The sequence below is a fragment of the Janthinobacterium sp. GW823-FHT03B06 genome (genome assembly GCF_058796955.1).
Genome location: NZ_JBXAJE010000007.1, coordinates 14,632 through 39,575, shown reverse-complemented (window position 1 = coordinate 39,575; position 24,944 = coordinate 14,632). Strand labels below are relative to the sequence as shown.

17 protein-coding genes are annotated in these 24,944 nt (G+C 65.6%); 5 read left to right on the top strand and 12 right to left on the bottom strand.

The genetic code is table 11. The annotated features are described in order from the left end of the window. Nucleotides 1–403: 403 nt before the first annotated feature. The 5 genes from AC1RBA_RS21310 (at nucleotide 404) to AC1RBA_RS21290 (ending at nucleotide 8,710) form a co-directional block, all read left to right on the top strand. A complete protein-coding gene (locus AC1RBA_RS21310) occupies nucleotides 404–2,401 on the top strand; it encodes a DNA topoisomerase IV subunit B (protein ID WP_230538930.1) in 1,998 nt (665 codons plus the stop codon). Then, entirely contained in the window at nucleotides 2,401–4,110 is a 1,710-nt protein-coding gene (locus tag AC1RBA_RS21305; RefSeq protein WP_492419770.1) for a molecular chaperone HscC, read from the top strand. The genes AC1RBA_RS21310 and AC1RBA_RS21305 overlap by 1 nt, the downstream gene beginning before the upstream one ends. A gap of 12 nt (nucleotides 4,111–4,122) precedes the next feature. Next, on the top strand, nucleotides 4,123–5,934 hold the full coding sequence (locus AC1RBA_RS21300; RefSeq protein WP_492419769.1) for a hypothetical protein: 1,812 nt from the start codon (nucleotides 4,123–4,125) through the stop codon (nucleotides 5,932–5,934). 48 nt (nucleotides 5,935–5,982) lie between these two features. Further along, nucleotides 5,983–8,337, top strand: coding sequence for a DNA topoisomerase IV subunit A (parC, locus tag AC1RBA_RS21295; RefSeq protein WP_070224290.1), 2,355 nt, complete (start codon nucleotides 5,983–5,985; stop codon nucleotides 8,335–8,337). A 184-nt stretch (nucleotides 8,338–8,521) separates the two neighbouring features. Continuing rightward, nucleotides 8,522–8,710, top strand: coding sequence for a helix-turn-helix domain-containing protein (locus tag AC1RBA_RS21290; RefSeq protein WP_035822224.1), 189 nt, complete (start codon nucleotides 8,522–8,524; stop codon nucleotides 8,708–8,710). On the opposite strand, the gene AC1RBA_RS21285 is transcribed toward AC1RBA_RS21290, so the two are convergent. The 12 genes from AC1RBA_RS21285 to AC1RBA_RS21230 all read right to left on the bottom strand — a co-directional run bounded on the left by AC1RBA_RS21285 (nucleotide 8,707) and on the right by AC1RBA_RS21230 (nucleotide 24,614). Beyond that, entirely contained in the window at nucleotides 8,707–9,054 is a 348-nt protein-coding gene (locus AC1RBA_RS21285) for a hypothetical protein (protein ID WP_492419768.1), read from the bottom strand. The genes AC1RBA_RS21290 and AC1RBA_RS21285 overlap by 4 nt on opposite strands. A 34-nt stretch (nucleotides 9,055–9,088) precedes the next feature. Then, nucleotides 9,089–11,419, bottom strand: a complete 2,331-nt coding sequence (locus AC1RBA_RS21280; RefSeq protein WP_492419767.1) for a DUF8189 domain-containing protein — start codon at nucleotides 11,417–11,419, stop codon at nucleotides 9,089–9,091. A gap of 163 nt (nucleotides 11,420–11,582) precedes the next feature. Further along, the gene (locus AC1RBA_RS21275) at nucleotides 11,583–12,059 is read right to left on the bottom strand and encodes a hypothetical protein (protein WP_070224288.1); all 477 of its coding nucleotides are present in this window, start codon (nucleotides 12,057–12,059) and stop codon (nucleotides 11,583–11,585) included. Between the two features lie 215 nt (nucleotides 12,060–12,274). Continuing rightward, entirely contained in the window at nucleotides 12,275–13,492 is a 1,218-nt protein-coding gene (locus tag AC1RBA_RS21270) for an acetate/propionate family kinase (protein WP_492419766.1), read from the bottom strand. Beyond that, nucleotides 13,489–14,904, bottom strand: coding sequence for a bifunctional enoyl-CoA hydratase/phosphate acetyltransferase (locus AC1RBA_RS21265; protein ID WP_070224286.1), 1,416 nt, complete (start codon nucleotides 14,902–14,904; stop codon nucleotides 13,489–13,491). The genes AC1RBA_RS21270 and AC1RBA_RS21265 overlap by 4 nt, the downstream gene beginning before the upstream one ends. A gap of 9 nt (nucleotides 14,905–14,913) precedes the next feature. Beyond that, nucleotides 14,914–17,178 carry a DUF3141 domain-containing protein gene (locus AC1RBA_RS21260; RefSeq protein ID WP_492419765.1) on the bottom strand — a complete coding sequence of 755 codons (2,265 nt, stop codon included), beginning with the start codon at nucleotides 17,176–17,178 and terminating at the stop codon, nucleotides 14,914–14,916. Nucleotides 17,179–17,225: 47 nt separating this feature from the next. Beyond that, nucleotides 17,226–18,350 carry an ABC transporter permease gene (locus AC1RBA_RS21255; RefSeq protein WP_070224284.1) on the bottom strand — a complete coding sequence of 375 codons (1,125 nt, stop codon included), beginning with the start codon at nucleotides 18,348–18,350 and terminating at the stop codon, nucleotides 17,226–17,228. Between the two features lies 1 nt (nucleotide 18,351). Continuing rightward, on the bottom strand, nucleotides 18,352–21,096 hold the full coding sequence (rbbA, locus tag AC1RBA_RS21250; RefSeq protein ID WP_070288631.1) for a ribosome-associated ATPase/putative transporter RbbA: 2,745 nt from the start codon (nucleotides 21,094–21,096) through the stop codon (nucleotides 18,352–18,354). Between the two features lie 2 nt (nucleotides 21,097–21,098). Beyond that, a complete protein-coding gene (locus AC1RBA_RS21245) occupies nucleotides 21,099–22,172 on the bottom strand; it encodes an HlyD family secretion protein (protein ID WP_492419764.1) in 1,074 nt (357 codons plus the stop codon). An 18-nt stretch (nucleotides 22,173–22,190) separates the two neighbouring features. After that, nucleotides 22,191–23,636, bottom strand: coding sequence for an efflux transporter outer membrane subunit (locus AC1RBA_RS21240; RefSeq protein ID WP_492419763.1), 1,446 nt, complete (start codon nucleotides 23,634–23,636; stop codon nucleotides 22,191–22,193). A gap of 10 nt (nucleotides 23,637–23,646) precedes the next feature. Beyond that, nucleotides 23,647–24,432, bottom strand: a complete 786-nt coding sequence (gene fabI, locus AC1RBA_RS21235) for an enoyl-ACP reductase FabI (protein WP_070288633.1) — start codon at nucleotides 24,430–24,432, stop codon at nucleotides 23,647–23,649. Further along, nucleotides 24,429–24,614, bottom strand: a complete 186-nt coding sequence (locus AC1RBA_RS21230; protein ID WP_070224279.1) for a hypothetical protein — start codon at nucleotides 24,612–24,614, stop codon at nucleotides 24,429–24,431. Before AC1RBA_RS21230 ends, fabI begins: the two co-directional genes overlap by 4 nt. Nucleotides 24,615–24,944: the final 330 nt, after the last annotated feature.

Here is a 24,944-nt window from a genome sequence, read left to right as displayed (position 1 = left end):
GGCAATCAAGCCGAGATACACGAGATCCATTCCCACCCTCATTCAGGTTTGTTTTGATAGTGAGCAGATTAGCCAAAAGGGTCTAAAAAATTCGTAAAGACTGGGAAGGCAGCTGTAAACAAGATGTAAAAAAGGCCGCTTTACCGCATAAAATCCATCACAATTGGCGCAAAACCACGCGCGCGGCGCACTGTTGTTGCCTTGGAGTAGCGCTATTGCTCGCCGGACAAGATAGAATGCGCGAGCGTCCGCACAAGGACGCCAAGCCTGCCGCACTGCCCTCTCCCAGTGACGCTGGACGGGATATACTGTATATTCATACAGTTATCGCCGCCGCTGTCATTGCGCCCGCAGTGCCCTGGCCTGGCGTTCCAACCACTGTCTTTACTTAGCTTGAACACGTATGGCCACTAAAAAACCAGCATCCGACTACAGCGAATCATCCATCCGTGTCCTGAAAGGACTGGAACCCGTCAAGCAGCGCCCGGGGATGTACACCCGCACTGAAAATCCGCTGCACATCATTCAGGAAGTGATCGACAATGCCTCCGACGAGGCGCTGGGCGGTCATTGCACGCATATCGCCGTGACGCAGAACACGGATGGCAGCATCACCGTCGAAGACAATGGCCGCGGCATTCCCGTCGGCCTGCACCCGGAAGAAGGCGTGCCGACGGTGGAAATCGTGTTTACACGGCTGCACGCGGGCGGCAAGTTCGACAAGGGTTCGGGCGGCGCCTACGCGTTCTCGGGCGGCTTGCACGGCGTCGGCGTGTCCGTCACCAATGCGCTGTCGACGCGCCTGGAAATCACCGTCTGGCGCAAGGAAAGCGATGGCAACGGCTTGCACCACATGGTGTTTGCCAACGGCGACGTGATCGAGCCCCTGAGTTCCCGCCCCGCCCCGCGCGACGGCAAAAAATCCGGCACGCGCGTCACGGCCTGGCCCGATGCGAAATACTTTGATTCGCCGAACATCTCGCAAACGGAGCTGCAACGCCTGCTGCGCTCGAAAGCCGTGCTGCTGCCGGGCGTGACCGTCACGCTGACCAACGCGAAGACGGGCGATACGCAGACCTGGCAGTACGCGGAAGGCTTGCGCGGCTACCTGACCGAAACGCTGGCGCAGGTATCGAATGGCGAAACCCTGATTCCCCTGTTCGAAGGCGCGCAATACGCTGGCCCGGACTCGGAAGGCTTTGCCGAAGGCGAAGGCGCGGCCTGGGTCGTGGCGTGGACGGAAGAAGGCGCCATCGTGCGCGAATCGTATGTCAACCTGATTCCCACCTCGAATGGCGGCACGCACGAATCGGGCTTGCGCGACGGCCTGTTCGGCGCCGTGAAAAATTTCGTCGAAATGCACTCGCTGCTGCCCAAAGGTGTGAAACTGCTGCCGGAAGACGTGTTCGCGCGCGCATCGTTCGTGCTGTCGGCCAAGGTGCTGGACCCGCAATTCCAGGGTCAGATCAAGGAACGCCTCAATTCGCGCGACGCCGTGCGCCTCGTCTCGACCTTCACCAAGCCGCCGCTGGAACTGTGGCTGAACCAGCACGTCGATTACGGCAAGAAGCTGGCCGAGCTCGTGATCAAGCAGGCGCAGTCGCGCCAGCGCTCGCTGCAAAAAGTGGAAAAGAAAAAATCCTCGGGCGTGGCCGTCCTTCCCGGCAAGCTGACCGACTGCGAATCGTCGGACATCACGCGCAATGAACTGTTCCTCGTCGAGGGCGACTCGGCGGGCGGTTCGGCCAAGATGGGCCGCGACAAGGAATTCCAGGCGATCCTGCCCCTGCGCGGCAAGGTGTTGAACTCGTGGGAAACGGACCGCGACCGCCTGTTCGCCAATAACGAGATCCACGACATTGCGGTGGCCATCGGCGTCGACCCGCACAGCGTGGGCGACTCGCCCGACCTGTCGGGCCTGCGCTACGGCAAGATCTGCATCCTGTCGGATGCGGACGTGGACGGCTCGCACATCCAGGTGCTGCTGCTGACCCTGTTCTTCAAGCACTTCCCCGTCCTGATCAACAAAGGCCACATCTGCATCGCCCGTCCGCCTTTGTACCGCGTGGACGCGCCGGCGCGCGGCAAGAAGCCGATGCAGAAAATCTATGCGCTCGACGATGGCGAACTGCTGGCCATCGAGGACAAGCTGCGCAAGGAAGGCGTGAAACAGGGCGCCTGGTCGATCTCGCGCTTCAAGGGCCTGGGCGAGATGAACGCCGAGCAGCTGTGGGAAACGACGATGAATCCGGACACGCGCCGTTTGCTGCCCGTCACGCTCGGTGAAATCGACCACATGGCCTCGGCGTCCCGCTTCAATATGTTGATGGGCAAGGGCGAGGCGGCAGGACGCCGCGCCTGGATCGAGGAACACGGCAATGAGGCGGAGGCGGATATCTGATGATCATCGGCATCGACCTGGGCACCACCAACAGCCTGGTCGCCATCTGGCGCGACGGCAAGGCTTCCATCATCCCGAATGCGCTCGGTGAACACCTGACGCCGTCGTGCGTGAGCATCGATGACGACGGCACCGTGCTGGTGGGCCGCGCCGCGCGCGAACGGCTGCAGACGCACCCGCAGCTGACGGCGGCCGTCTTCAAGCGCTACATGGGCAGCGAAAAGAAGATCACCCTCGGCACGCAGCAATTCCGCCCGGAAGAACTGTCGTCGATGGTGCTGCGCGCGCTGAAGGAAGATGCCGAAGCCTTCCTGGGCCACAAGGTCGAGGAAGCCATCATCACCGTGCCCGCGTATTTCAGCGATGCGCAGCGCAAGGCCACGCGCATCGCCGGCCAGCTGGCGGGCCTGCGCGTGGAGCGCCTGCTCAACGAGCCGACGGCCGCCGCGCTGGCCTACGGCATCCGCGACAAGGAACAGGAAAGCAAATTTCTCGTCTTCGACCTGGGCGGCGGCACGTTCGACGTGTCGATCCTGGAACTGTTCGAAGGCGTGATGGAAGTGCGCGCCTCGGCCGGCGACAATTTTTTGGGCGGCGAAGACTTCGTCACCGTGCTGGTCGACGCTTTCATGGAAGGCAGCGGCCTGCGCGACGCCGTCGGCAGCCGCCTGCTCGACCCGCGCCAGCAGCAGCTGCTGCGCGACGAAGCCGAGCGCGTCAAGCGATTGCTGTCGGACCAGCCGTCCGTGCGCATGGCCACGCGCTACCAGGACAAGGAATACAGCTGGGAGATCGGCGAAGACAAGCTGGCGCAGTTGTGCGAACCGCTGCTGGCCCGTTTGCGCCTGCCCGTGGAACGGGCGCTGCGCGACGCCACCATCCGCGCGGCGGAATTGAATGAAGTGGTGCTGGCCGGCGGCGCCACGCGTATGCCGCTGGTACGTAAACTGGTCTCGCGCATGTTCGGCCGCTTCCCCGCCATCCACCTGGACCCGGACGAAGCCGTGGCGCTGGGCGCCGCCGTGCAGGCGGGCCTGAAGATGCGCGACGCGGCCCTCGACGAAGTGGTCATGACGGACGTGGCGCCGTATTCGCTGGGCATTTCGATTTCGCGCCAGGTCGGCGCTAACCAGTATGAGGGCGGCCATTACCTGCCCATCATCGAGCGCAACTCCGTGGTGCCCGTCTCGCGCACGGAAAACATCACCACCATCCACGACAACCAGAAGGAAATCAACGTGGCGATCTTCCAGGGCGAGTCGCGCCTGGTGGCCGACAACGTCTTCCTGGGCAAGATCAGCTTCCCGATCCCCGCGAAAAAGGCGGGCGAGATCGGCATCGACGTGCGCTTCACCTACGACGTCAGCGGCGTGCTGGAAGCGGAAGTGACGGTGCTGGCCACGCAGGAACGCCACAAGATGATCATCAGCGACAATGCGGGCGTGATGACGCCGGAACAGATCGAGCAGCGCTTTGCGGAACTGGCCGACCTGAAGATCCACCCGCGCGAGCAGATGGAAAACCGCACCCTCGTCACGCGCGCCGACCGCCTGTATGAACAGTCGCTGGGCGACGTGCGCCAGTACCTGGCGGCGCACACGGCCAATTTCCAGGCCGCGCTGGAAACGCAGGACCCGGCCACCATCCGCAAGGCGCGTCAGGTGCTCGACGAGGTGTTGCGCCAGGTCGAGAGCGAGAGCTTCCTGTAAATGGACGGCGGCATGCACAACGGCCAGCGCAGCCTGTGGGATATCCTCGGCACGGAGCCGACCGGCGACGAGCGCGCCCTCAAGCGCGCGTATGCGAAGCGCCTGAAGGTGACGCGGCCCGAAGACGATCCTGCCGCCTTCCAGGAGCTGCGCGAAGCGTATGAATACGCGCTGCGCCATGCGCACCTGTTTGCTGATGAACTGCCGGAAGCGCAAGCGGCCGAAGCCGAAACGGCAGCGGCGCAAGCGCCAGAAGCGCCGCCCATGGAACCGGCCGACCTGTGGGGCGTCATCGACGAGCCCGCGCAAGAAGCACCTGCGGAACTGTGGGGCGTCATCGCCCAGGACCAGGCACCGCCGCCGGAACTATGGGGCGTGGTCGCCATCGATCCGGTGCAGGAAGCCATCAGCCTGTGGCATGCATTCCTGGAGCAGTCGCGGCGCCGCAACGCGGCCGCCCTGCTGCCCGGTTTCCTCGAGCGCGAAGAATTGCTCAACCTCGACGTGCGCGAGGAATTCGAGCTGTGCGCGCTGCGCTATTGCGCCAGCGCCGGCTATGACCTGGCGCTGCGTCAGGCCCTGTTCGAGCAGCTGGGCTGGGACCACGACTTTTCCTACCTGGCGCGCAGCCATGCGGACCTGGTGCGCAGTGCCGTGCAGCGCTACCGGGCGGACCGCTCGTTCGCCCATTTCAGCGACAACCGCGACAGCTACCCCGGCCTGGACTGCATCATGTCGCAGCAGGCACCAAGCGCCTATGCGCGCCAGCTGTTCGACCAAAAATTCACGCTGCAGCTGCGCGAACTGCTGCACGCGATACGCTGGCAGCATGGCGAGATGCTGGCCTACAAGCTCGATACGGACCTGTTCGAGCAGTGGGAACACGCCGTGCATGGCAAACGCTACTTCAAGCAGACGGCGCTCGCGTCGGGCGGCCTGGGCTTCGTGCTGCACTTCATGCTCGCGGGCGTGCTCGATGCGGCCGGCTTCAAGCTCGGCGACGCGGCCGCCTATGCCAGCCTGCTCGGTTTCCAGGCGCTGGCCTTTACTCTGCTGGCCATGCATGCCTTGCGCTGGCCGGCGCCCCTGTTCGCGCGCCTGGATTCGCTGCAGGAAGCGCTGCAGGACCGCCTGCCCGTGCTGTGGCAGCGGCCCGGCTTGCGGCAGCTGGGCTGGATCGCGCCCTATCTGCTGCTGACGCTGATGCTGTTCCTGCCCGAACGCAGCGACACCGTGCGCCTCGTCACTGCGGCCGGCTTGTGCGCGTCGGCCCTGCTCGCGTATGCGATGAACCGCCAGCTGCTGCATGGCATGCTGCTGCTCCTGGTTCTGGGCATGTCGCTGTTTGCCGCCATGTTCATGAGCGGCAAGGGCCAGTCGGCGCTGGCCATCGGCGACGCCATGCCGATGATGTTTTGCCTGGCGGCGCTGGCCCTGCGCAGCGCCACCGGCCTGTATGGCGATTGCGGCTGGCCGGAGGCGCTCTTGCCCCGCCTGCGCGCGGCATGGCTGATCGGCTGTGCGGGCTTGCTGTTGCAACTGTATTTGCAATTGCTGCCGGCCGCCCTCGTGGGCGCCGCGCTGTATGCCTGGTCGTGCGCCGGCCTGCTGTTTTCCCCCACCGATTTCAAATGGAAGACGATCTGGCCGGTGGTGCTGGTGCCGTCCCTCGCCAGCGTCGTGCTGGCCGGCCAGGCCCCGGCCATCCGCGCCATGCAGATGATGCACAACAGCGTGGAGCTGGCCCTGGCCGTGCTGTATTTCACCATGTGCTACATCTACAAGACCTACGGCAAATCCTTTTCCAAATCCGGGCTGTCATAATCGCCCCCATGAATTCAACCGCAACCACTTAACACCGAAACAAGCGCCATGTCCACACAAACCAATTTATTTGACGATGCCCAGCCTGAGCCGATCGAGCCGGATGAACCGGTATTCGACGGCGAAGCGCTGACCCTGTCCACCTTTGCCGAGCGCGCCTATCTCGATTACGCCATCTCCGTCGTCAAGGGCCGCGCCCTGCCCGACGTGTGCGACGGCCAGAAGCCCGTGCAGCGCCGCATCCTGTATGCGATGAATGAGCTGGGCTTGAATTCCACGGCGAAGCCGCGCAAATCGGCGGCCGTGGTCGGCGACGTGCTGGGTAAATTGCATCCGCACGGCGACCAGTCCGTATACGACGCGCTGGTGCGCATGGCGCAGGATTTTTCCTTGCGCTACCCGCTGATCGACGGTCAGGGCAACTTCGGCTCGCGCGACGGCGACGGCGCCGCGGCCATGCGTTACACGGAAGCGCGTCTGACGCCGATCGCCAAGCTGCTGATGGATGAAATCGGCATGGGCACGGTGGACTTCCAGCCCAACTACGACGGCTCGACGGAAGAACCGAAGCTGCTGCCGGCGCGCCTGCCGATGGTGCTGCTGAACGGCGCGTCCGGCATCGCCGTGGGCCTGGCGACGGAAATCCCGTCGCACAACCTGACCGAAGTGGCGAAAGCGGCCGTCGCCATGATCCGCGATCCGAAGATGACGCACGCCGAGCTGATGGCCATCATGCCCGGCCCCGACTTTCCCGGCGGCGGCCAGATCATTACGCCGCCCTCGCAGATCGCCGACATGTACGCGAGCGGCCGCGGCAGCATGAAGGTGCGCGCGCGCTGGAAGATCGAGGAACTGGCGCGCGGCCAGTGGCAAGCCGTCGTGACGGAACTGCCGCCGGGCACCTCCTCGCAAAAGGTGCTGGAAGAAATCGAGGAACTGACCAATCCGAAGATCAAGCTGGGCAAGAAGGCGCTGTCGCCGGACCAAGTGGCCCTGAAGGCGCTGATCCTCAATTCGCTCGACACCATCCGCGACGAATCGGGCCGCGCCGCGCCCGTGCGCCTCGTGTTCGAGCCGAAGTCGAAAAACCAGGACCAGACGGAATTCATGCTGATGCTGCTGGCGCATACGTCGCTGGAATCGTCGACCTCAATCAACCTGGTGATGATAGGCGGCGACGGCCGTCCGCGCCAGAAAGGCCTGGGCGACATCCTGCGCGAGTGGATCGATTTCCGCTTCGAAACCGTCACGCGCCGCACCGGCTACAAACTGGGCAAGGTCAAGGACCGCATCCATATCCTGGAAGGACGCGAAGCGATCCTGCTCAATATCGACAAGGTGATCCAGATCATCCGCAATTCGGATGAGCCGAAAGCGGCCCTGATCGAGGCGTTCAAGCTGTCCGAGCGCCAGGCCGACGATATCCTGGAAATCCGTTTGCGCCAGCTGGCGCGCCTGGAAACGATCAAGATCCAGCAGGAACTGGCCGAGCTGCGCAAGGAAGAAAAGTCGCTGCAAGACCTGCTCGACAACCCGGGCTCGATGAAGCGCGCCATCATCCGCGAGATCGAAGCGGACGCCAAGCAGTTCGGCGACGCGCGCCGCACCCTGATCGAGGAAGCGCAGAAAGCCGTGGCCGAACAGAAGGTGGTCGATGAGCCGGTCACCGTCATCATCTCGGAAAAAGGCTGGGTGCGCGCGCGTACCGGCATCGGCCACGATGCGGCGCAGTTCACCTTCAAGGCGGGCGATAGCCTGCATGGCGCCTTCGAGTGCCGCACGGTCGACACCCTGCTGGGATTTGGCAACAACGGCAAGATCTACTCGGTGCCCGTCTCGGCGCTGCCCAACGCGCGCGGCGACGGCGTGCCGATCACGACCTTGTGCGACCTGAGCGGCGGCACGCCGGGCAACGCCGTGCGCATCCTCCATTACTTTGCGGGCAATGGCGCCACCAATTTGCTGCTGGCGTCGAGCGCCGGCTACGGCTTCATCGCCAAGGCGGGCGACATGACGAGCCGTCTGAAAGGCGGCAAGGCCTTCATCACCCTGGACGATGGCGACGTGCCTTTGGCGCCGAAAGTCATCCCCGAGGCGGCCAGCGCCCTGGCCTGTTTGACGGAAGGCGCGCGCCTGCTGGTGTTCGGCCTCGATGAAATGAAAACCCTGTCCAAGGGCGGCACCGGCGTCAAGCTGATCGACCTCGATGCCAAGGACAAGCTGCTGGCCGTGCAGCCGATCACGCAGCGCGGCGTGGTGGTCTCGGGCATCGGCCGGGCCTCGAAACCGCAGGATGCGTCGCTGGGCGCCACGGCCCTGGCCGAGCACTTCGGCAAGCGCGCCAAGAAGGGCAAGGCGCTGGCGGCCAAGCTGAAGCCTGTCTCGATGGCAGCCATCGGCTGAGCGCCACCCAGCCACACGAAAAGACAGGTACGCCTGTCTTTTTTTTCGTTCATCGCATCTGGCAGCAGAGAAAATAATTTTACAGATAGGCGCCGTGCTCCCGTTATCCCTGCAGGCATGCCACCGGCATGCCGCCCACGGACAGGAGAGCAAGGATGACACACAACGTTTCAGGCAGGCTGCCATGCAGCGCCTGACGCCGGCAGAACGGCTGGTGGCGGCCATGGCGGCGGAAGGCTTGCCGTATAAAAGCATCGCCAGGGAACTGGGCAAGTCGCCGGCCACCGTGCGCAACCAGCTGCATGCGATTTACCAGAAACTGGGCGTGGGCAACCGCACGGCGCTCGCGCACAAGTTGCGCGGCCAGCCTTAACGCCGCGCCAGGCGCAGCACGTCGGGCGTCGCTTCGACGATGTCGATCACGTCCTGCGCCCCGCCAGCATCACTCAGGGCATAGCGGCCCATGCCCAAGGGCACCAGCTTGGCAACGGGGCCGGCGCGGGGACGGTCGTCGGGGCCGGGCGCCATCGACGTCAATGTCGCCGACCCTTGCGCCATGGCGCCGGCGGACGGGCCAAACTCCAGCACCTTGCGCCCCTTGCGGCTGGGAGGAAAGACGAAGGTGGCCGTGGGCCGGTACACCTCGATACCATCTGCATCCTCCTCGAAGGAATGCGTCCAGCTGCCGCTGGGCAAAGCCGTTGTCATGCCGTGCATGCCGCCTCCCGTTTCACGCATTGACGCATTGACGTCAGAAACACGATACCACGCCGCCCAGGCTTTCATAGCCGCTCACGGAAGGCGACCACGCCGTGCCGTTCCAGGCCTTGTGGAACAGGGCGCCATTCGTGCCCGTGACAAACACGTCGAGGCGGTTCGCCGCCCAGGCCGTGGCGCGCGGGCGCGAAGTGCACACGCCGCCCAGGCTTTCAAAGCCCGTCAGCGACGGCGTCCAGGCGCTGCCGTTCCACGCCTTGTGGTACAGGGCGCTATCGGTGCCGATGACGAACAGGTCGAGCCGGTTGGGCGCCCACGACACGGCTTCCACCTCGCCCACGCAAATGCCGCCCAGGCGTTCGAAGCCGTCGTTGGAAGGCCCCCATTTCGCGCCGTCCCACCACTTGTGGTACAGCGCGCCATCGGTGCCCGTGACAAAGACGTCGAGCCGGTTCGGCCCCCACGCCACCGCCTTCGGCGACGAGGTGCAAATGCCGCCCAGGCGCTCGTAGCCCGTCAGCGACGGTCCCCAGGCCGTGCCGTCCCACCACTTGTGGTACAGGGCCCGGTCCGTGCCGATGACGAAGACGTCGAGGCGGTTCGGCCCCCACGCCACGGCTTCCGGCTGACCCAGGCAGATTCCGCCCATGGCTTCGTAGCCCGTCAGCGACGGCCCCCAGGCGGCCCCGTTCCACCACTTGTGATACAGGCCGCGGTCCGTGCCGACGACAAACACGTCGAGGCGGTTCGGCCCCCAGGCCACGGCGCGCGGGTCGCCCACGCACAGCCCGCCCATCGCTTCATAGCCGGTCAGGGACGGACCCCACGCCGTGCCGTTCCACCATTTGTGGAACAAGCCGCTGTCGGTGCCCGTGACGAACACGTCGAGCCGGTTCGGCCCCCACGACACCACCTGCGGCGCACTGGTGCAAATGCCGCCCTGCCCTTCATAGCCGGTGACGGACGGCGCCCAGGCCGTGCCGTTCCAGGCCTTGTGGTACAGCGCGCGGTCCGTGCCCAGCACGAAGACGTCGAGGCGGTTCGCGCCCCAGGCCACGACGGGGGAAGAACTCTGGCGCGGCGTGGCGCCCGTGCCGCCCGTCCCCGTGCCGATGCTGGCGCGCGGACCGTCGAGACAGGCCTGCATGCGCGCCACCTGGCCCGCCGTGAACATGAACATGGCGGGATCGTCGACGTAATCCATGTAGTTCATGAACATGTCGCCATTCGGCCCGTTGCTGCAGGAAATGTGGGGGAACGAAGGCTGGCCTGTGTTCGGTCCACCCTGGTTCGGCGTGTCGGCCACGTTGTCCGTGCCCGAGCAGCCGGTGCCGTCGTCGCCCCAGATATGGTTCAGGTTCAGCCAGTGGCCGATTTCATGCGTGGCCGTGCGCCCCAGGTGGAACGGCGGCGCCGCCGTGCCCGTCGTGCCGAAGGCCGATTGCAGGATCACCACGCCGTCGGTGGCGGCCGGGCCGCCGGGAAATTGCGCGTAGCCGAGCAAGCCGCCGCCCAGCTGGCACACCCAGATATTCAGGTAGGTGTCGGCCGGCCAGGCATCCATGCCGCCCGTCGCCTGCGATTTGACGGCATCGTCGGCGCCAAACGAGGCCACGGTCGTCTGGCGCCGCTCGATGCCGCTGGTGGCCGCGCCATGCGGATCGATGGTGGCCAGCGCGAACTCCACGCGCGCATCGGCCGTCAGCGGCAGGAACGGCGCCGGCGTGCTGTTCACATCGGGATTGACGCGCCGGAAATCACGGTTCAGTACGTCGATCTGACTGGCGATCTGCGCATCCGAAATATTCTGCGCGGCCGTATTCCACACCACGTGCACGACCACCGGTATCTGCGTCACGCCGGAACGCCCGGCGCTGCCGCCGGCGCCCTCGTACATGCCAGCCTGGTTTTCAATATCGGCGCGGATGTTCGCATAGGAGGGGTCCTCCGTCAGCAGGCGGCGATGCACGTCCATCGTGGCGCAGGTGCGCACCTGCGGCGTACCGCCGCCCTGGCCGCCGCCGTCGCCGCCCATGCCGCCTCCACCGCCCCCGCCATCGCGGTCGCCCCCCATGCCGCCGCCATCGCCCACGTGCATGCAACTGGCGCCGGCCATGCCCTGCGATGCCTGCTGCATGCCGCCGCCCGGCATGTCGCCGCCGTTCGCCGCGGCCGCGCCCTGCGCGAGCGCCGCCTGGTCCGCGTACGACATGCCCAGGCGCGGCCCCGGCATGGCGTCGGCGCCCGCCGCATCAGTACCGGCATGCACGTCGCCCTCGACCGGCATGGACTGCATGGACTGCATGGCCGGCGCGCCTTCGGCCGAACCGGTGGCCGGTAATTTTTTCGTTTTAGCGGTGCTCATGGTGTCTCCTTCGTCTGTTTACCAATTCACTATGGCACGGCGAAAAGAGGAGCATTTGTGCCAGATCAAGACTGGCAAGCGGTGCCCGAAAAAAGTGGCAGACGAAAAAAAGACAGCCGAAGCTGTCTTTTTGGCTTGCGGGCCGTGGCCAGCAAACGGGGAATTACTTGGCGGCGGCGGCCTTGACTTCAGCGTCGGCTTTGGCCTTGGCTTCTTCCGTCTTGGTGGCGGCGAGGGCTTTGTCGGCATTCGCTTCCACTTTTTCCTTGGCGACCTTGGCGTTCGCTTTTACGGCAGCCTTGGTGGCTTTCGCATCGGCCTTGGCATCGGTTTTGTCTGCCTTGGCTTCCGCTTTCAGCTTGTCTTCCGCATCGGCGTTGACGACTTTGTCATGGGCCTTGGCTTTGGTTTTGTTCGCCTTGTGATGGGCGTCAGCTTTCTTTTCGTCAGCCTTCATCTCGGCCTTGGCGACATTGGCGTCAGCCTTGGCATCGACTTTGGCTTCCGAAGCGGCAGCCTTGTTGACGTCTTTTTGCGCGGAAGCCTGGGCTTTCACGACAGCTTCCGTTGCCGGCGCGGTTTGAGCGAAGGCGGCGGTAGCAAACAGGGTAGCGATCAGTGCGGCGAGTAATTTGTTCATGATGAGACCTTTCAATATGGTTTAATTTTATTCTTACTAAAGGCGGGCAAAATGTTCAAAATTTGCCAGGCATCGCGCTGTTTTTTGATGTAGCGCAATGGCATGACTTCATAGTAAAGATAACTGGCAAACCACACAGTGCGTTAGCGCACTCAACGAGAAATATGTGCAAATCGGCAAATTTCCCATCGAGCGCGGCCTGACGCGTCAGATCCTCATGTGCCCACGGCCAGGGCCGCGTGGCGCGCCGCCACCCACTCTTCATTGGCCGGCTCCACGCCCACCACGATGCGGCTGGCGTCGGTGGAGATACGGCTGGCGTTGCGCGCATTGGCGTCGGCATCGAGCACGGGGCCGATAAAACCGAGCTCGGCGCAGATGCGCTGGCGCAATTCGGCGCTGTGTTCGCCGATACCGGCCGTAAACACCAGCATGTCCAGTCCCCCCAGCACGGCCGTCAGGGCGCCGATCTCGCGCACGATGCGGCTGATATATAAAGCCAGCGCGGCGCGGATGCGTTCGCCCGTCGCATCCTGCCGGTCCTGCTGCGCCAGCAAGACCGGCGGGTCGGCCGACACGCCGGACACGCCCAGCAAGCCCGACTCGTGGTACAGCACATGCGCCACTTTTTCCAGCGACAGCTTTTCGATTTCCATCAGGTAGATCACGGCGCCAGGATCGAGCGAACCGCAGCGCGTGCCCATCATCAGGCCGTCGAGCGCGGAAAAGCCCATGGTGGTGGCCATGCTGTGCAAATTGTCCATGGCGCACAGGCTGGCGCCGCTGCCCAGGTGGGCCACGATGACCTTGCCGCGCGCGACAGCGCCAAAACGCTGTTCCAGCACCAGCGACTGGTATTCGTACGACAGGCCGTGGAAACCATAGCGGCGCAAGCCCCGCTCCCACGCATCGTAAGGCAGGGCCAGCATCTGCTCGACCTGCGGCACCGTGTGGTGGAAGGCCGTGTCGAAGCACGCCACCTGGGCGATGTCGGGCCGCGATGTGAGCAGCACCTCGATCGCCTCGAGCGCGAACGGCTGGTGCAGGGGCGCCAGCGGCACATAGCTTTTCAGGTCCGCCAATACCTTGAAATCGATGCGCACGGGGGCGAAGTACTTGCTGCCGCCATGCACCACGCGGTGCGCCACGGCGCGCAGCGCACGCCCGTCCAGCTGCGCCACCACTTGCGCGCGGATGTATTCGAGCGCCGCGTGATGCGGCTGCTCCGGGTCAAGCTGCAAGGCGACCGCCGGCAGGCCGCCGGCGCGGTAGGTGGCGCTTTCGCGGCCGATGCCTTCGACCTTGCCGCTCCATTGCGCCTGCTGCGGCAGCACGCCGTCCGCCTGTTCGAACAGGGCGAACTTGATGCTCGACGAGCCGCAATTGAGCACCAGGATCAAGGCACCGTCGGCGTGGGTGATTGGCGCGTTCATGGCGGCGTGCTCCGGTAATGGTTAGCCAGCATCACGGCGATGGCGCACGAGGCGATGCGGCTGGCGCGCGAATCGGCGCGGCTGGTGAGGATGACGGGGATCTTCGCGCCCAGCACGATGCCGGCGCTGTCCGCGTCGCCCATGTACTCGAGCTGCTTGGCGAGCATGTTGCCGCTTTCCAGGTCTGGCACCAGCAGGATGTCGGCGCGGCCCGCCACTTCCGAGACGATGCCCTTGACGGTGGCGGCGGCGATCGACACGGCGTTATCAAAAGCCAGCGGGCCGTCGAGGATCGCGCCCGTGATCTGTCCGCGGTCGGCCATCTTGCACAGGGCGGCCGCGTCCAAAGTCGCCGGCATGTCCGCGTTCACCGTTTCCACGGCGGCCAGGATGGCCACGCGCGGGCAGGCCACGCCGATCACGTGCGCCAGGTCGATGGCGTTGCGCACGATGTCGGCCTTCATGGCCAGGTTGGGCGCGATATTGATGGCGGCATCCGTGATGATGAAAGGGCGCGGATAGGCGGGCGTCTGCATCAGGAAGCAGTGGCTGATGCGGCGCTTGGTGCGCAGGCCGGCGCTGGCCGACAGCACGGCCGACATCAGTTCGTCCGTATGCAGGCTGCCCTTCATCAGCGCCTCCACTTCGCCCTTGCCCGCCAGTTCGGCGCCGCGCGCGGCGGCAGCATGGCTATGCTCGACGTCCTCGATGGCGATGCCGGCCAGGCTAAGGCCCGCTTCGGCCGCCACCGCTTCCAGGCGCGCGCGCGGCGCCACCAGCACGGGCGTGATCAGGCCGGCCGCATGCGCGTCCAGCGCGCCAGACAGACTCAGTTCATCGCAGGGGTGGATCACGGCGACCCGGATCGGCCCCAGCGTACGTGCGTGCTCGAGCAGGCGCCGCGTGCCGTCGCCGTTATGCAGGCGCACTTCGGGCAAGGTGGCGCGCGCCCGCTCGATCTGCTCGGCCGGCGCGATCACCTGCGCCTCGCCGTCGAGCACCACGGCGCCATGCTGGTTGACGCAGCGGCAAGCCAGGGTCACGTGGCGGCTGCGCGGCTCGCGCGCCGTGACGGTAACGCTGATGGCCAAGGTATCGCCCACGCGCACGGGTTGCAAAAAACGCAGGGTCTGGCCCGTGTAGACGGTGCCGGCGCCGGGCAGGCGCGTGCCCAGCACGGCGGATATGAGGGAAGCGCCCCACATGCCGTGCGCGATCACGCCCTGGTAACGGGTGGCGGCGGCAAATTCCGTATCGAGGTGCTGCGGGTTGTCATCGCCCGACATCACTGCGAACAGGGCGATATCGTCCATGCTCAGGGTGCGCGTGATGCTGGCGGTATCGCCGATGGCGATCTGGTCGAAGGTGCGGTTACGCACGATATGCAGATCATCGTCTTGGGTAGTAGTCATCGTGGTCTTCTAGGCAGAGGTAATATGTTTGGCCGGTTTGGCTTTGGGTCCGGCATGGGATGCGCGCGCGTCCGGCGGCAGCGCCTGCGCCTGCTGCTTGACTGCGCGGTCGAAGACGTCCAGCATCTGCTGCAGGCTTGCTTCCTCGTCCGGCGTCGGCGGCTCGGGCACCTGCAGCACCTGCTGCAGCCATTCGGCCAGCGCGCCGATGTCGTCCGGATCGGCGCGCGACAGCAAGGCCGGCAAGGCGGCGATGGCGGCATCGAAATCATGCAGCATCAGGCGCGCCTGCTGGCGCACGATGCCGCGGAATTCCTCCATGCTGACCTCCTGCCGGTATTGCGGCTTGATCAATTTGAGGGCCAGGTTGACCCTGCGCTCGTCGGCGATCATGCGGAAGCGGTAGATGTAGAACAGCGCGCGCACGGCCGCTTCCACCAGGCCGCCGCGCTGCATGTCCTCGTCCATCTTGCGCGTTTCGCAGCGCACGTATTCGCAATGCTCGGGCGAGATGCCGGGATGGGGGCGCGGCGGCGCAGCATCGCCGATGGACTGTCCCGTCAGCGCCTGCACCAGGGGCGAGCCGTACACCAGGTCGAAGGTGGTTTCCTGCACAGTATCGCGCCAGTCGCGCCAGCCGTTCAAACCGGCCGTGATGGCGCCGGAGACGGCTTCCTGCATGGCCAGCAGCGGGTTGTCGGGCGATACCGGCTGGCGGTGGGCGCGCACTTTTTCCGCCTCCCTGGCCACCAGCCTGGCCAGCGGATTGTGGTCGGTCCAGCGCTCGTACGACACGCGCAGCGGATGCGCAAGCTGCAGGAAGCGCGCGGTCTGCGGCGTGACCATGGCGCGTACCCACGGCTGCGCGAACGTGCGGTACAGGGCCAGGTTCACCTCGGACACGCGCGCGGCGGCGGCGAACTTGCGGTCATTTTCCACGCTAGGCTGCACGATGGCGCGCACGTCCTCGATGCCGCGGTGCTCGACCTGCAGCACATAATCGCCGCTGGCCAGATCCGCGTTCGGCGTATCGGGCGTCTTGTCGACGATCCTCGCTTCGTAGATACCGGCCGGCAGCAGGTTGATCAGGTCGATATTGCTGGCGAATTTCTGGTGTTCCTTGTGTCCCACCTTGGCCGAGACGAAGATACCCAGGTGGCCGATGCTGTCGTGCACGGCGTAGACGATGGTCTGGTCGTGCATCAGCACGTCCTTGTCGTCGCGGTACAGGTCCGTGATCCAGCCCAGCGCCTGCGGCGGCGGCGTGATGTTGTCGCCATTCGAGCAGAATACGACGATGGGCGAACGGATATTGCGCAAGTCCAGGCGCACGCCGTCGGAGGTGATCAATTCGGCCGTGGCCAGGCGGTTGCCGATGAACAGATTGTCGACGATGTACTGCATCTCGACGTCGTTGAGGAAGACGTGGCCGCCCCAGTATTTTTCAAATTCCAGGTAACGGGGCGCTTCCGTATCGATGTTCGCGTACAGGTTGTACTGCTTGCTCCACAGGGTATTGGCCGGGTTGAGCTTCTCGAAATTCTGCACCAGGCTGGCGCCGTCGAAACGGCCGTTGCCCAGGTCGCCCGCCAGCGCCGTGGCCCAGCTGCCGCCCATCAGCCCGCCCGCGTAGCGCATCGGATTGCGGCCATGCCAGCCGGCCCAATAGGACACGGGCGCGCCGGCCACGATGATGGGACCGAACAATTCCGGGCGCATGGCCGCCGTCATGAGGATTTGCCAGCCCGCCTGGCAATTGCCGATGACGACGGGCTTGCCTTCGCTGAGCGGATGCAGGGCGATGACTTTTTCCAGGAAGGCCGCCTCCGCATGCATCACGTCTTCCACCGTCTGTCCCGGCACGGGATCGGGCAGGAAGCCGATGAAGTAGCACGGATGGCCGGCGCGCAGGGCCACGCCGATCTCGCTCTCGGCCTTGAAGCCGCCGATGCCGGGACCGTGGCCGGCGCGCGGATCGACGACGACAAACGGCCGTTTCGATGGCTCAGGTTCGGGCGCATCGGGCGTCAAAATGCGCGCCAGGCCGTAGTTGACGGGGCGCGCCAGCTCCAGGCCCGACATCACCAGTTCGGCGGGGAAGTCGAGCACGTTCGGCACTTCCTCGGCCAGGTGCTCCTGGTACTGGTTGCCGCGCCGGCGCATCACGTCCGCGTACAGCACGATGCGCTGCCACGAGTCGCGCGCATAATCGCCCAGCATGCCCAGGGACGGCAAGCCGCCGGTGGAGAAAAATGGTGCAGCTTCGGTTGTCATGGCTATCCTTTTCATGCAAAAAACGCCGGACCATTCCGGCGCGGGGGCTACGCCATCTGGCTGATGGTCTTGCGAAAGCGCGCCAGCGCGAAGGTAAACAGGGCCGTGCCGATGGCCAGCAAGGCCAGGAACGGTTTCCACACTACGTCGATGCCGGCACCCCGGTACAGAATCGCCTGGCTCAATTCGACGAAATGCGTGGTCGGGGCGATCAGCATGATGTTCTGCACCAGCTCGGGCATGCTTTCGCGCGGCGTGCTGCCGCCCGACAGCATCTGCAGCGGCAGCAGCACGAGGATCAGGAGCATGCCGAACTGCGGCATGCTGCGCGCCACCGTGGCCAGAAAAATGCCCATCGAGGTGGTGGCAAACAGGTGCAGGGCCGCGCCGCACAGGAACAGCGCGATCGAGCCTTCGATCGGCACGTGCAGCATGCCGCGCACCACCAGGTTCAGCGACAGGGCGGCGGCCAGCAGCACCACCAGGCCCATCGACCAGACCTTGCCCAGCATGATCTCGGCCGGCGTCACGGGCATCACCAGCAAATGCTCGATGGTGCCGTGTTCGCGCTCGCGTATCAGCGCCGCGCCCGTCAAAATGATCGACAGCATCGTCACCTGGTTGATGAGCTCCATCAGCGAGCCAAACCAGGCCTGGCTCAGCGACGGGTTGAAGCGCGCGCGCATCACCAGCTCCACGGGCGAGACGGTTGCGCCCCGGTAGCGCTTGGCGAATTCCGATATCTCGCCAGCGACGATCTGCTGGATGTAGCCGCTGCCGCTGAAGGCCTGGCTCATGCGCGTGGCGTCCACGTTCAGCTGCAGTTCCGCCTGGCGCCCGCCCAGCACGTCGGCCTGCAGCTTGGGCGGGATCGTCAGCACGAAGGTGTACCGGCCCGCGTCGAGGCCCGCATCGACCTGGCTCTGGTTGATCATGGCCGGCGGCGTGAACTGGGGCGGGAAGAAGGCCGAGGCGATGCGCGCGGACAGCGGCGAACCATCCTCGTCGACGATGGCGATCGAGGCCATGTGCAGGGTTTCCGGCTTGGCCGTGGCGGCCACGTAGATGGCCAGGGTGAACGTGTAGAGGATCAGGATCAGCATCATCGGATCGCGGATCAGGCTCCAGATTTCCTTCACGCCCAGGCGGTAGATGTTTTCAAGATGGCGCATGTCAGCTCTCCTGTTTCTTCAGCAGCGCCACCGTCACGCCGAGGATCACGGGAATGGCGACGAGCAGGGGCCAGAACGAGGCGTGCAGGTCGCCGAAGCCCAGCGCCTTGTTGAATACGCCGCGGCTGATATTGAGCATGTGCGTGGCCGGGTACATCAGGCCGATGGCCTTGCCCACGCCTTCCATCGACGATACGGGATTGAGCAGGCCGGAAAACTGGATGGCAGGGATCATGGTGCCGATCATGGTCACGAACAGGGCCGCGATCTGGCTGCGCGTAAAGGTCGAGGCGAACAGGCCGATGCCCGTGGCGCAGATATTGAAGATGAAGGTGGCGCCGATCAGGGTCGGCAAGCTGCCCTTGATCGGCACGCCGAAGGCGGTGACCGCCAGCAAGGCCATGAGGACGAAGTTGAACATGGCCAGCACGACGTAGGGCACCTGCTTGCCGAGCAAAAATTCCAGGCGCGTGACGGGCGTCACGTACAGGTTGATGATGGAGCCGAGTTCCTTTTCGCGCACCACGGACAGCGCCGCCAGCATGGCCGGCAGCATCAGCAGCAGCAGGGGAATCACGGCCGGCACCATGGCGGGCAGGCTTTTCACGTCCGGGTTGTAGCGGTAGCGCGTCTGGATGGCGACGGGATTGCTCATCGTGATGCCATAGCGGTGCAAGGCCTGGTCGGCCAGCCACAGCTGATGCATGCCCTGCACGTAGCCCTGCACGGTTTCGGCGCGCATCGGCATGGCGCCGTCGATCCACGCGCCCACCTGCGCCGGCGCGCCGCGCTGCACGTCGCGCGCGAAGCCGGGCGGGATCTCGATGGCCAGCGACAGTTCGCCGCTGCGCATGCGCTTGTCGATATCGGCATAGTCGCGCAACGGCGGGCGCTCGACGAAGTAGCGCGAGCCGGCCAGGTTGTTCGTGTAATTCTGGCTCAGGGTCGTCTGGTCGTGGTCGAGCACCGCATAGCTCAAGTCTTCGACGTCCAGACTGATGCCGAAGCCGATGACGAACAGCAGCAGCACGGAGCCGCCCAGCGCCAGGGTCAGGCGCACGGGGTCGCGGCGCAATTCCAGCGCCTCGCGCCACATGTAGCTGAGCATGCGGCTCACGCTGAAACGGCTGCGGCGGTGCTGCGGTGCGGCCGCTTCAGCCTTCTGCACGGGCGCTTCGGCTTCGCTTTCCTGCGCCGCCGCTGCCGTGCCGCCGCCCGCCTCTTCCAGGTAGGCGATGAAGGCCGCCTCCAGCGACGGCGCGCCCTTCTTGCGCACCAGTTCGGCCGGCGCATCGCTGACCAGCACTTTACCCGCGTGCATCAGCGAGATGCGGTCGCAGCGCTCGGCCTCGTTCATGAAGTGGGTGGAAATGAAGATGGTGACGCGGTCGCGCCGCGCCAGCTCGATCATCAGGCGCCAGAAATTGTCGCGTGCGATGGGGTCGACGCCGGACGTCGGTTCGTCGAGGATCAGCATTTCCGGCTTGTGCACCATGGCCACGGCCAGCGACAGCCGCTGGCGTATGCCCAGCGGCAGGCTGTCGGGCAAGTCGTCCATCACGGCGCGCAAGTCGAAGCGCTGCGCCATTTCGTCGATCCTCGCCGGGATCTCGCCCTCCGGCACGTGGAACAGGCGCGCGTGCAGCACCAGGTTCTGGCGCACCGTCAGTTCGCTGTACAGGGAAAACGCCTGCGACATGTAGCCGACCCTGCGGCGCGTGTCGATGTCGTTGGAATCGACTTCCTTGCCGAACAGCCAGGCCTTGCCTTCCGTGGCCGGCAGCAGACCCGTGAGCATCTTCATGGTGGTCGACTTGCCGCAGCCGTTCGAACCGAGAAAACCGAAGATCTCGCCGCGGCCGATGCGAAAATTCACATGGTCGACGGCGGTAAAATCGCCGAAGCGCATGGTCAGGTCTTTGGCCTCGATGGCGACGTCCTGCGCGCTGGCGGCGTCCAGCGGCGTGATCACGACGGGCTGGTGGCCGGCGCGCTTGGCTTCGGGCAGCAGCTTGATGAAGGCCGCTTCCAGGTTGCCGCTTTCGGTGCGCGCCAGCAGTTCGGCCGGCGTGCCCGTATCGAGCACCTTGCCGTCATCCATGGCGACTAACCAGTCGAAGCGCTGCGCCTCGTCCATGTAGGCGGTGGCCACCATCACGCTCATCTGCGGGCGCTGCACGCGGATGCCGGCGATCAGGTCCCAGAACTGGGCCCGCGCCAGGGGATCGACGCCGGTGGTCGGCTCATCGAGAATGAGCAGGTCGGGATCGTGGATCAGGGCGCAGCACAGGCCCAGCTTCTGCTTCATGCCGCCCGACAGCTTGCCCGCCGGGCGCGCGAGGAAGGGCTGCAAGCCCGTGCTGCGGGTCAGCTGGTCGATGCGGCGACGGCGCTCGGCCGCGTCATGGCCGAACAGGCGCGCAAAAAACTGCAGGTTTTCCTCGACCGACAGGGTCGGATACAGATTCTTGCCCAGGCCTTGCGGCATGTAGGCGATGCGCGGGCAGACGTCGTCGCGGTGGCGCGCATCGCGCATGTCGCCGCCCAGCGCCATCACGCTGCCCTGCTGCACGGCGCGTGCGCCGGCCACCAGCGACAGCAAGCTCGATTTGCCCACGCCATCGGGGCCGATCAGTCCCACCATGCGGCCGGCCGGCACGTCGAGGTCGATGCCGTCGAGCGCCACCGTCTTGCCGTAATGCTGGCTGACGCCCTTGATGCTGACGACAAAGGAAGTCACGTCCATGCTCACTGCGGAACCTTCGTCGTCAGTTCAGCGGGCCATGGCTGCTTCGCATCGAGGCGCACCCAGGCCACGCCGGGCAAGCCCACTTTCACCAGCGCCAGGTGCTTTTGCAGCAGCTCGCGGCTGATCTGCGCCTTCACGCGGAACATCAGCTTCTGGCGCTCGCTGGCCGTTTCCACCGTCTTCGGCGTGAACTGCGCGCTGGCGGCGACAAACGAAATCGTCGCGGGAATCACGTAATTGGGCGCCGCGTCGAGGATGAGGCGCACCTCGCCGCCCATCGCCACCTTGCCGGCCGCCGTCTCGGGCAGGAAGAAGGTCATGTAGACGTCCGACAGGTCGACCAAGTTGAGCACCTTGCCGCCACCGGCCAATACTTCGCCCTGCTGCGCCACCAGGTATTGCACGCGGCCGTCGCGCGGCGCCATCAGCTGGCCATCGGCCAGGTCGGAATCGATGCGCGCCGTGGTCGCCTCGGCGGCTACGACGGCGGAACGCGAACCGACCACCTGCGCTTTTGCCGCATCGATGGCCGCCTGCGCCGCCGTCACCTGCGCCTTGGCCGCATTCAGGGCGGCGGCCACGCTGCGCACGCGGGCGCGGTCGTCGTCGAGTTCCTGCACCGAGGAAGCGCCTTCCTTCGACAGGGTTTCGGAACGGGCCAGGCGGCGCCTGGCCGCATCGAGTTCGCTTTCGCGCTGCGCCACCATGGCCAGCGCGGCCGCCTTGTCGCTTTCGCGCACGGCCACCTGCGCCTGCGCGCCGACCACGGCATCGGACGCCTGCTGCTGGCGCGCGCGCGCCTCGTCGCGCTGGGCCGTCAGCGAGTCGACCTGCATGGTGGCCAGCGGCTGGCCCGCCTTGACGAAGTCGCCCTCGCGCACGAGGATCTCCTTGACCCGGCCGGCCAGCTTGGTGGCGACGTCGACTTCCGTCGCCTCGATGCGGCCATTGCCGCTGACAAAACCTTCGCCAGGGCCCGTGGGGCGCATTTTTTGCCAGGCCACGTAGCCCAGCACGAGAACGGCCACGACGAGCGCCGCGGGGATGAGTTTTTTCTTCAGTTGAGCATTCATGGTATCGGGGCGATCAAATTAGTGGGTGGAAGCGGCGGCGGGTGCGGGTGCGCCGCCGCCCAGGGCCGCGTACAGGCTGACCTGGCTGGACAGCAGCGCGCGGCGCGTCTGCACCAGCTGCTGCTCGACCGTCAGCAGGTCGCGCTGTGCATCGAGCACTTCCAGGTAGGGCGCGGCGCCATTGTCGTAGCGCAGCTTGGCCAGGCGCGCGCGTTCGCTCTGCGCGGCCAAGGTGGTCTTGCCGATATCGACCTGCAGCGCCAGCCAGCGCCGGTTCGACAGCGCGTCGGCCACTTCGCGGAAGGCGCCCTGCACGCTCTTTTCATAATTGGCCACGGCCACGTCGCGGCGTACCTCGGCCAGGTCCATATTGGCGCGGATGCGGCCCGCGTCAAAGATCGGCAGTACCAGGCGCGGCGCGAAATTCCAGGCCCCGCTGCCCGAGTCGAACAGGCCGCTCAATTCCGCGCTGGCCGTGCCATAAGCCGCCGTCAGCGAAATGGTGGGGAAGAAGGCGGCGCGCGCGGCGCCGATATTGGCTTGCGCGGCGCGCAACTGGTGCTCGGCCGCCATCAGGTCGGGACGCTGCGTCAGCAAGGCCGAGGGAAGGCCCGCATGCAGCGGCTGCAGCACGCTGGCGTCGTCGAAGCGGCGCATCTCGCCAGCGACCGGCGTCAGGTCGACGGGGCCGCCCACCAGCTGGGCCAGCGCATGCGCCTGCACGGCGCGCGCCTGCTCCAGCTGGGCCGACAGCGACAGGGCCTGGCTGAGCAGGGTTTCCACCTGCGTCAGGTCCAGCTTGGAAATCGACCCCACCTCGAAGCGGCGCGTGAAGATGCGCAGCGATTCGGCGCGGCTGTCGACGGTGGCGCGCGCCAGTTCCACGCGCTCGTCGAGTTCGCGCAAGCCCAGATAGCCATTGGCCACCTGCGCCACCAGGGCCACGCCGACGGCGCGGCGCGCCTCGTCGCTGGCCAGCAGGGTTTGCAGGGCGCTGTCCTTCAGGCTGCGCACCCTGCCCCAGAAATCGAGTTCCCAGGCGCTCACGTTCAAGCCCGCCTGGTACTGCGCGCTCGTCATGGCGCGGCCCGTCGGACTCAGGTCGTCTGGCACGCGTGCGCGGCTGCCGGAGGCGCCCAGCGCGATGGTGGGGAATTGCTCCGCGCGCTGGATGCCATACGCGGCGCGCGCTTCTTCCACGCGCAGGGCGGCGATGCGGATGTCGCGGTTGCCGGCCAGCGCCTGCGCAATGAGCGCCTGCAGACACGGGTCGGCAAAGTAGGCTTGCCAGGCGACGTCGGGCGCCTGCGCGCCGGCCGGATCGGCTTCCGGATACTGCGCCGCCACGGGCAACGGCGGCGGCGCGTACGGCGGCGCCAGCGAGGCGCAGCCGGCCAGGGCCAGCGCGGTGGCCAGCGCGGCCATCCTGGCGCGGTTGGACAAAGTAGAAACAGCCATGGTCATCGTCTTCCAGTCAATTCAGAATGTTGTAGCCGCCATCGACATACAGGGTGCCGCCCGTGATGGCGCGCGCGCCGTCGCCGGCGAGGAAGGCGCACAGCGCGCCCACGTCCTCGATGGTGGCCAGGCGGCGCATGGGCGAGCGTTCGATGGCGTCGGCCATCAGGCGGTCGAAATGGGCGATGCCGGAAGCGGCCCGCGTCTCCAGTGGGCCCGGCGAAATGGCGTTGACGCGGATGCCTTGCGGCCCCAGTTCGGCGGCCAGGTAGCGCACCGACGCTTCCAGCGCCGCCTTCACGGGCCCCATCAGGCCGTAGTCGGCGATGACTTCCTCGGCGCCCAGGTAGCTCATGGTCATCAGGCTGCCGCCGTCCCGCATCAGGGGTTCGGCCAGCTTCGCCATGCGCATGAAGGAATGGCAGGAAATATCCATCGCCTGCGCGAAACCGTCGGCCGAACTGTCCGTGACCCTGCCATGCAAATCCTGTTTCGGCGCGTAGGCAATGGAATGGACGACGAAATCGAGCGTGCCCCACTGCCGTCCGATCTGCGCGAACAGCGCCTCCAATTGACCCGGCACGGCCACGTCGAGCGGCGCCATGATGGCCGCCTGCACTTGCTGCGCCAGCGGCTCCACGTGCGCTCTGGCCTTGTCATTGAGCCAGGTCACGGCCAGTTCGGCACCGGCCGCGCGCAGCGCGCTGGCGCAGCCCCATGCGATGCTTTGCGCATTGGCGATGCCCACCACCAGCCCACGCTTGCCCTGCAAAGGCAAGTGCGGGTGCAAGCCGGCCGTCATGCCTGGACCGGACGCAAGGCGGGCCACGGCGTGGCCGCCTGCACGCAGCGCACCGCGCCGGCACGCGTGGCGGCCGCGCTCATGGCCAGGGTCACGCCGCCGGCGCGCGCATACGGCAAGGCAATCGGTGTGTGGGGATGGAGGGTATTGCACGCGTCAGGCGCGGGGGTCTGCATCTTCATGAATCGGCTTCCGTCACTGAAATTCGAGGCCGGCACCAGTGCATTCTCGGGGAACTGGTACAGGGCGAAAATTACTCTACAGCATTTAGATACGTGATTCGCGATGAGTCCGGTCCGCATGCTTATCGTTTTTGAGCTAGGTCAACTATAAGTGCGATTGCGGCGATGCAACATTGATATACATCAAATTCTACATCAATATTATTTAAATGAACTAATTGACAAGCAATCGAATCGCGGTGCTTATTTGATAATATCGCGGGGCTGGCGCACAGAAGGGCGGCCGAGCAAAAGAAGGGGGAATTGCCTGAAAAACAAACTACGCGGCGC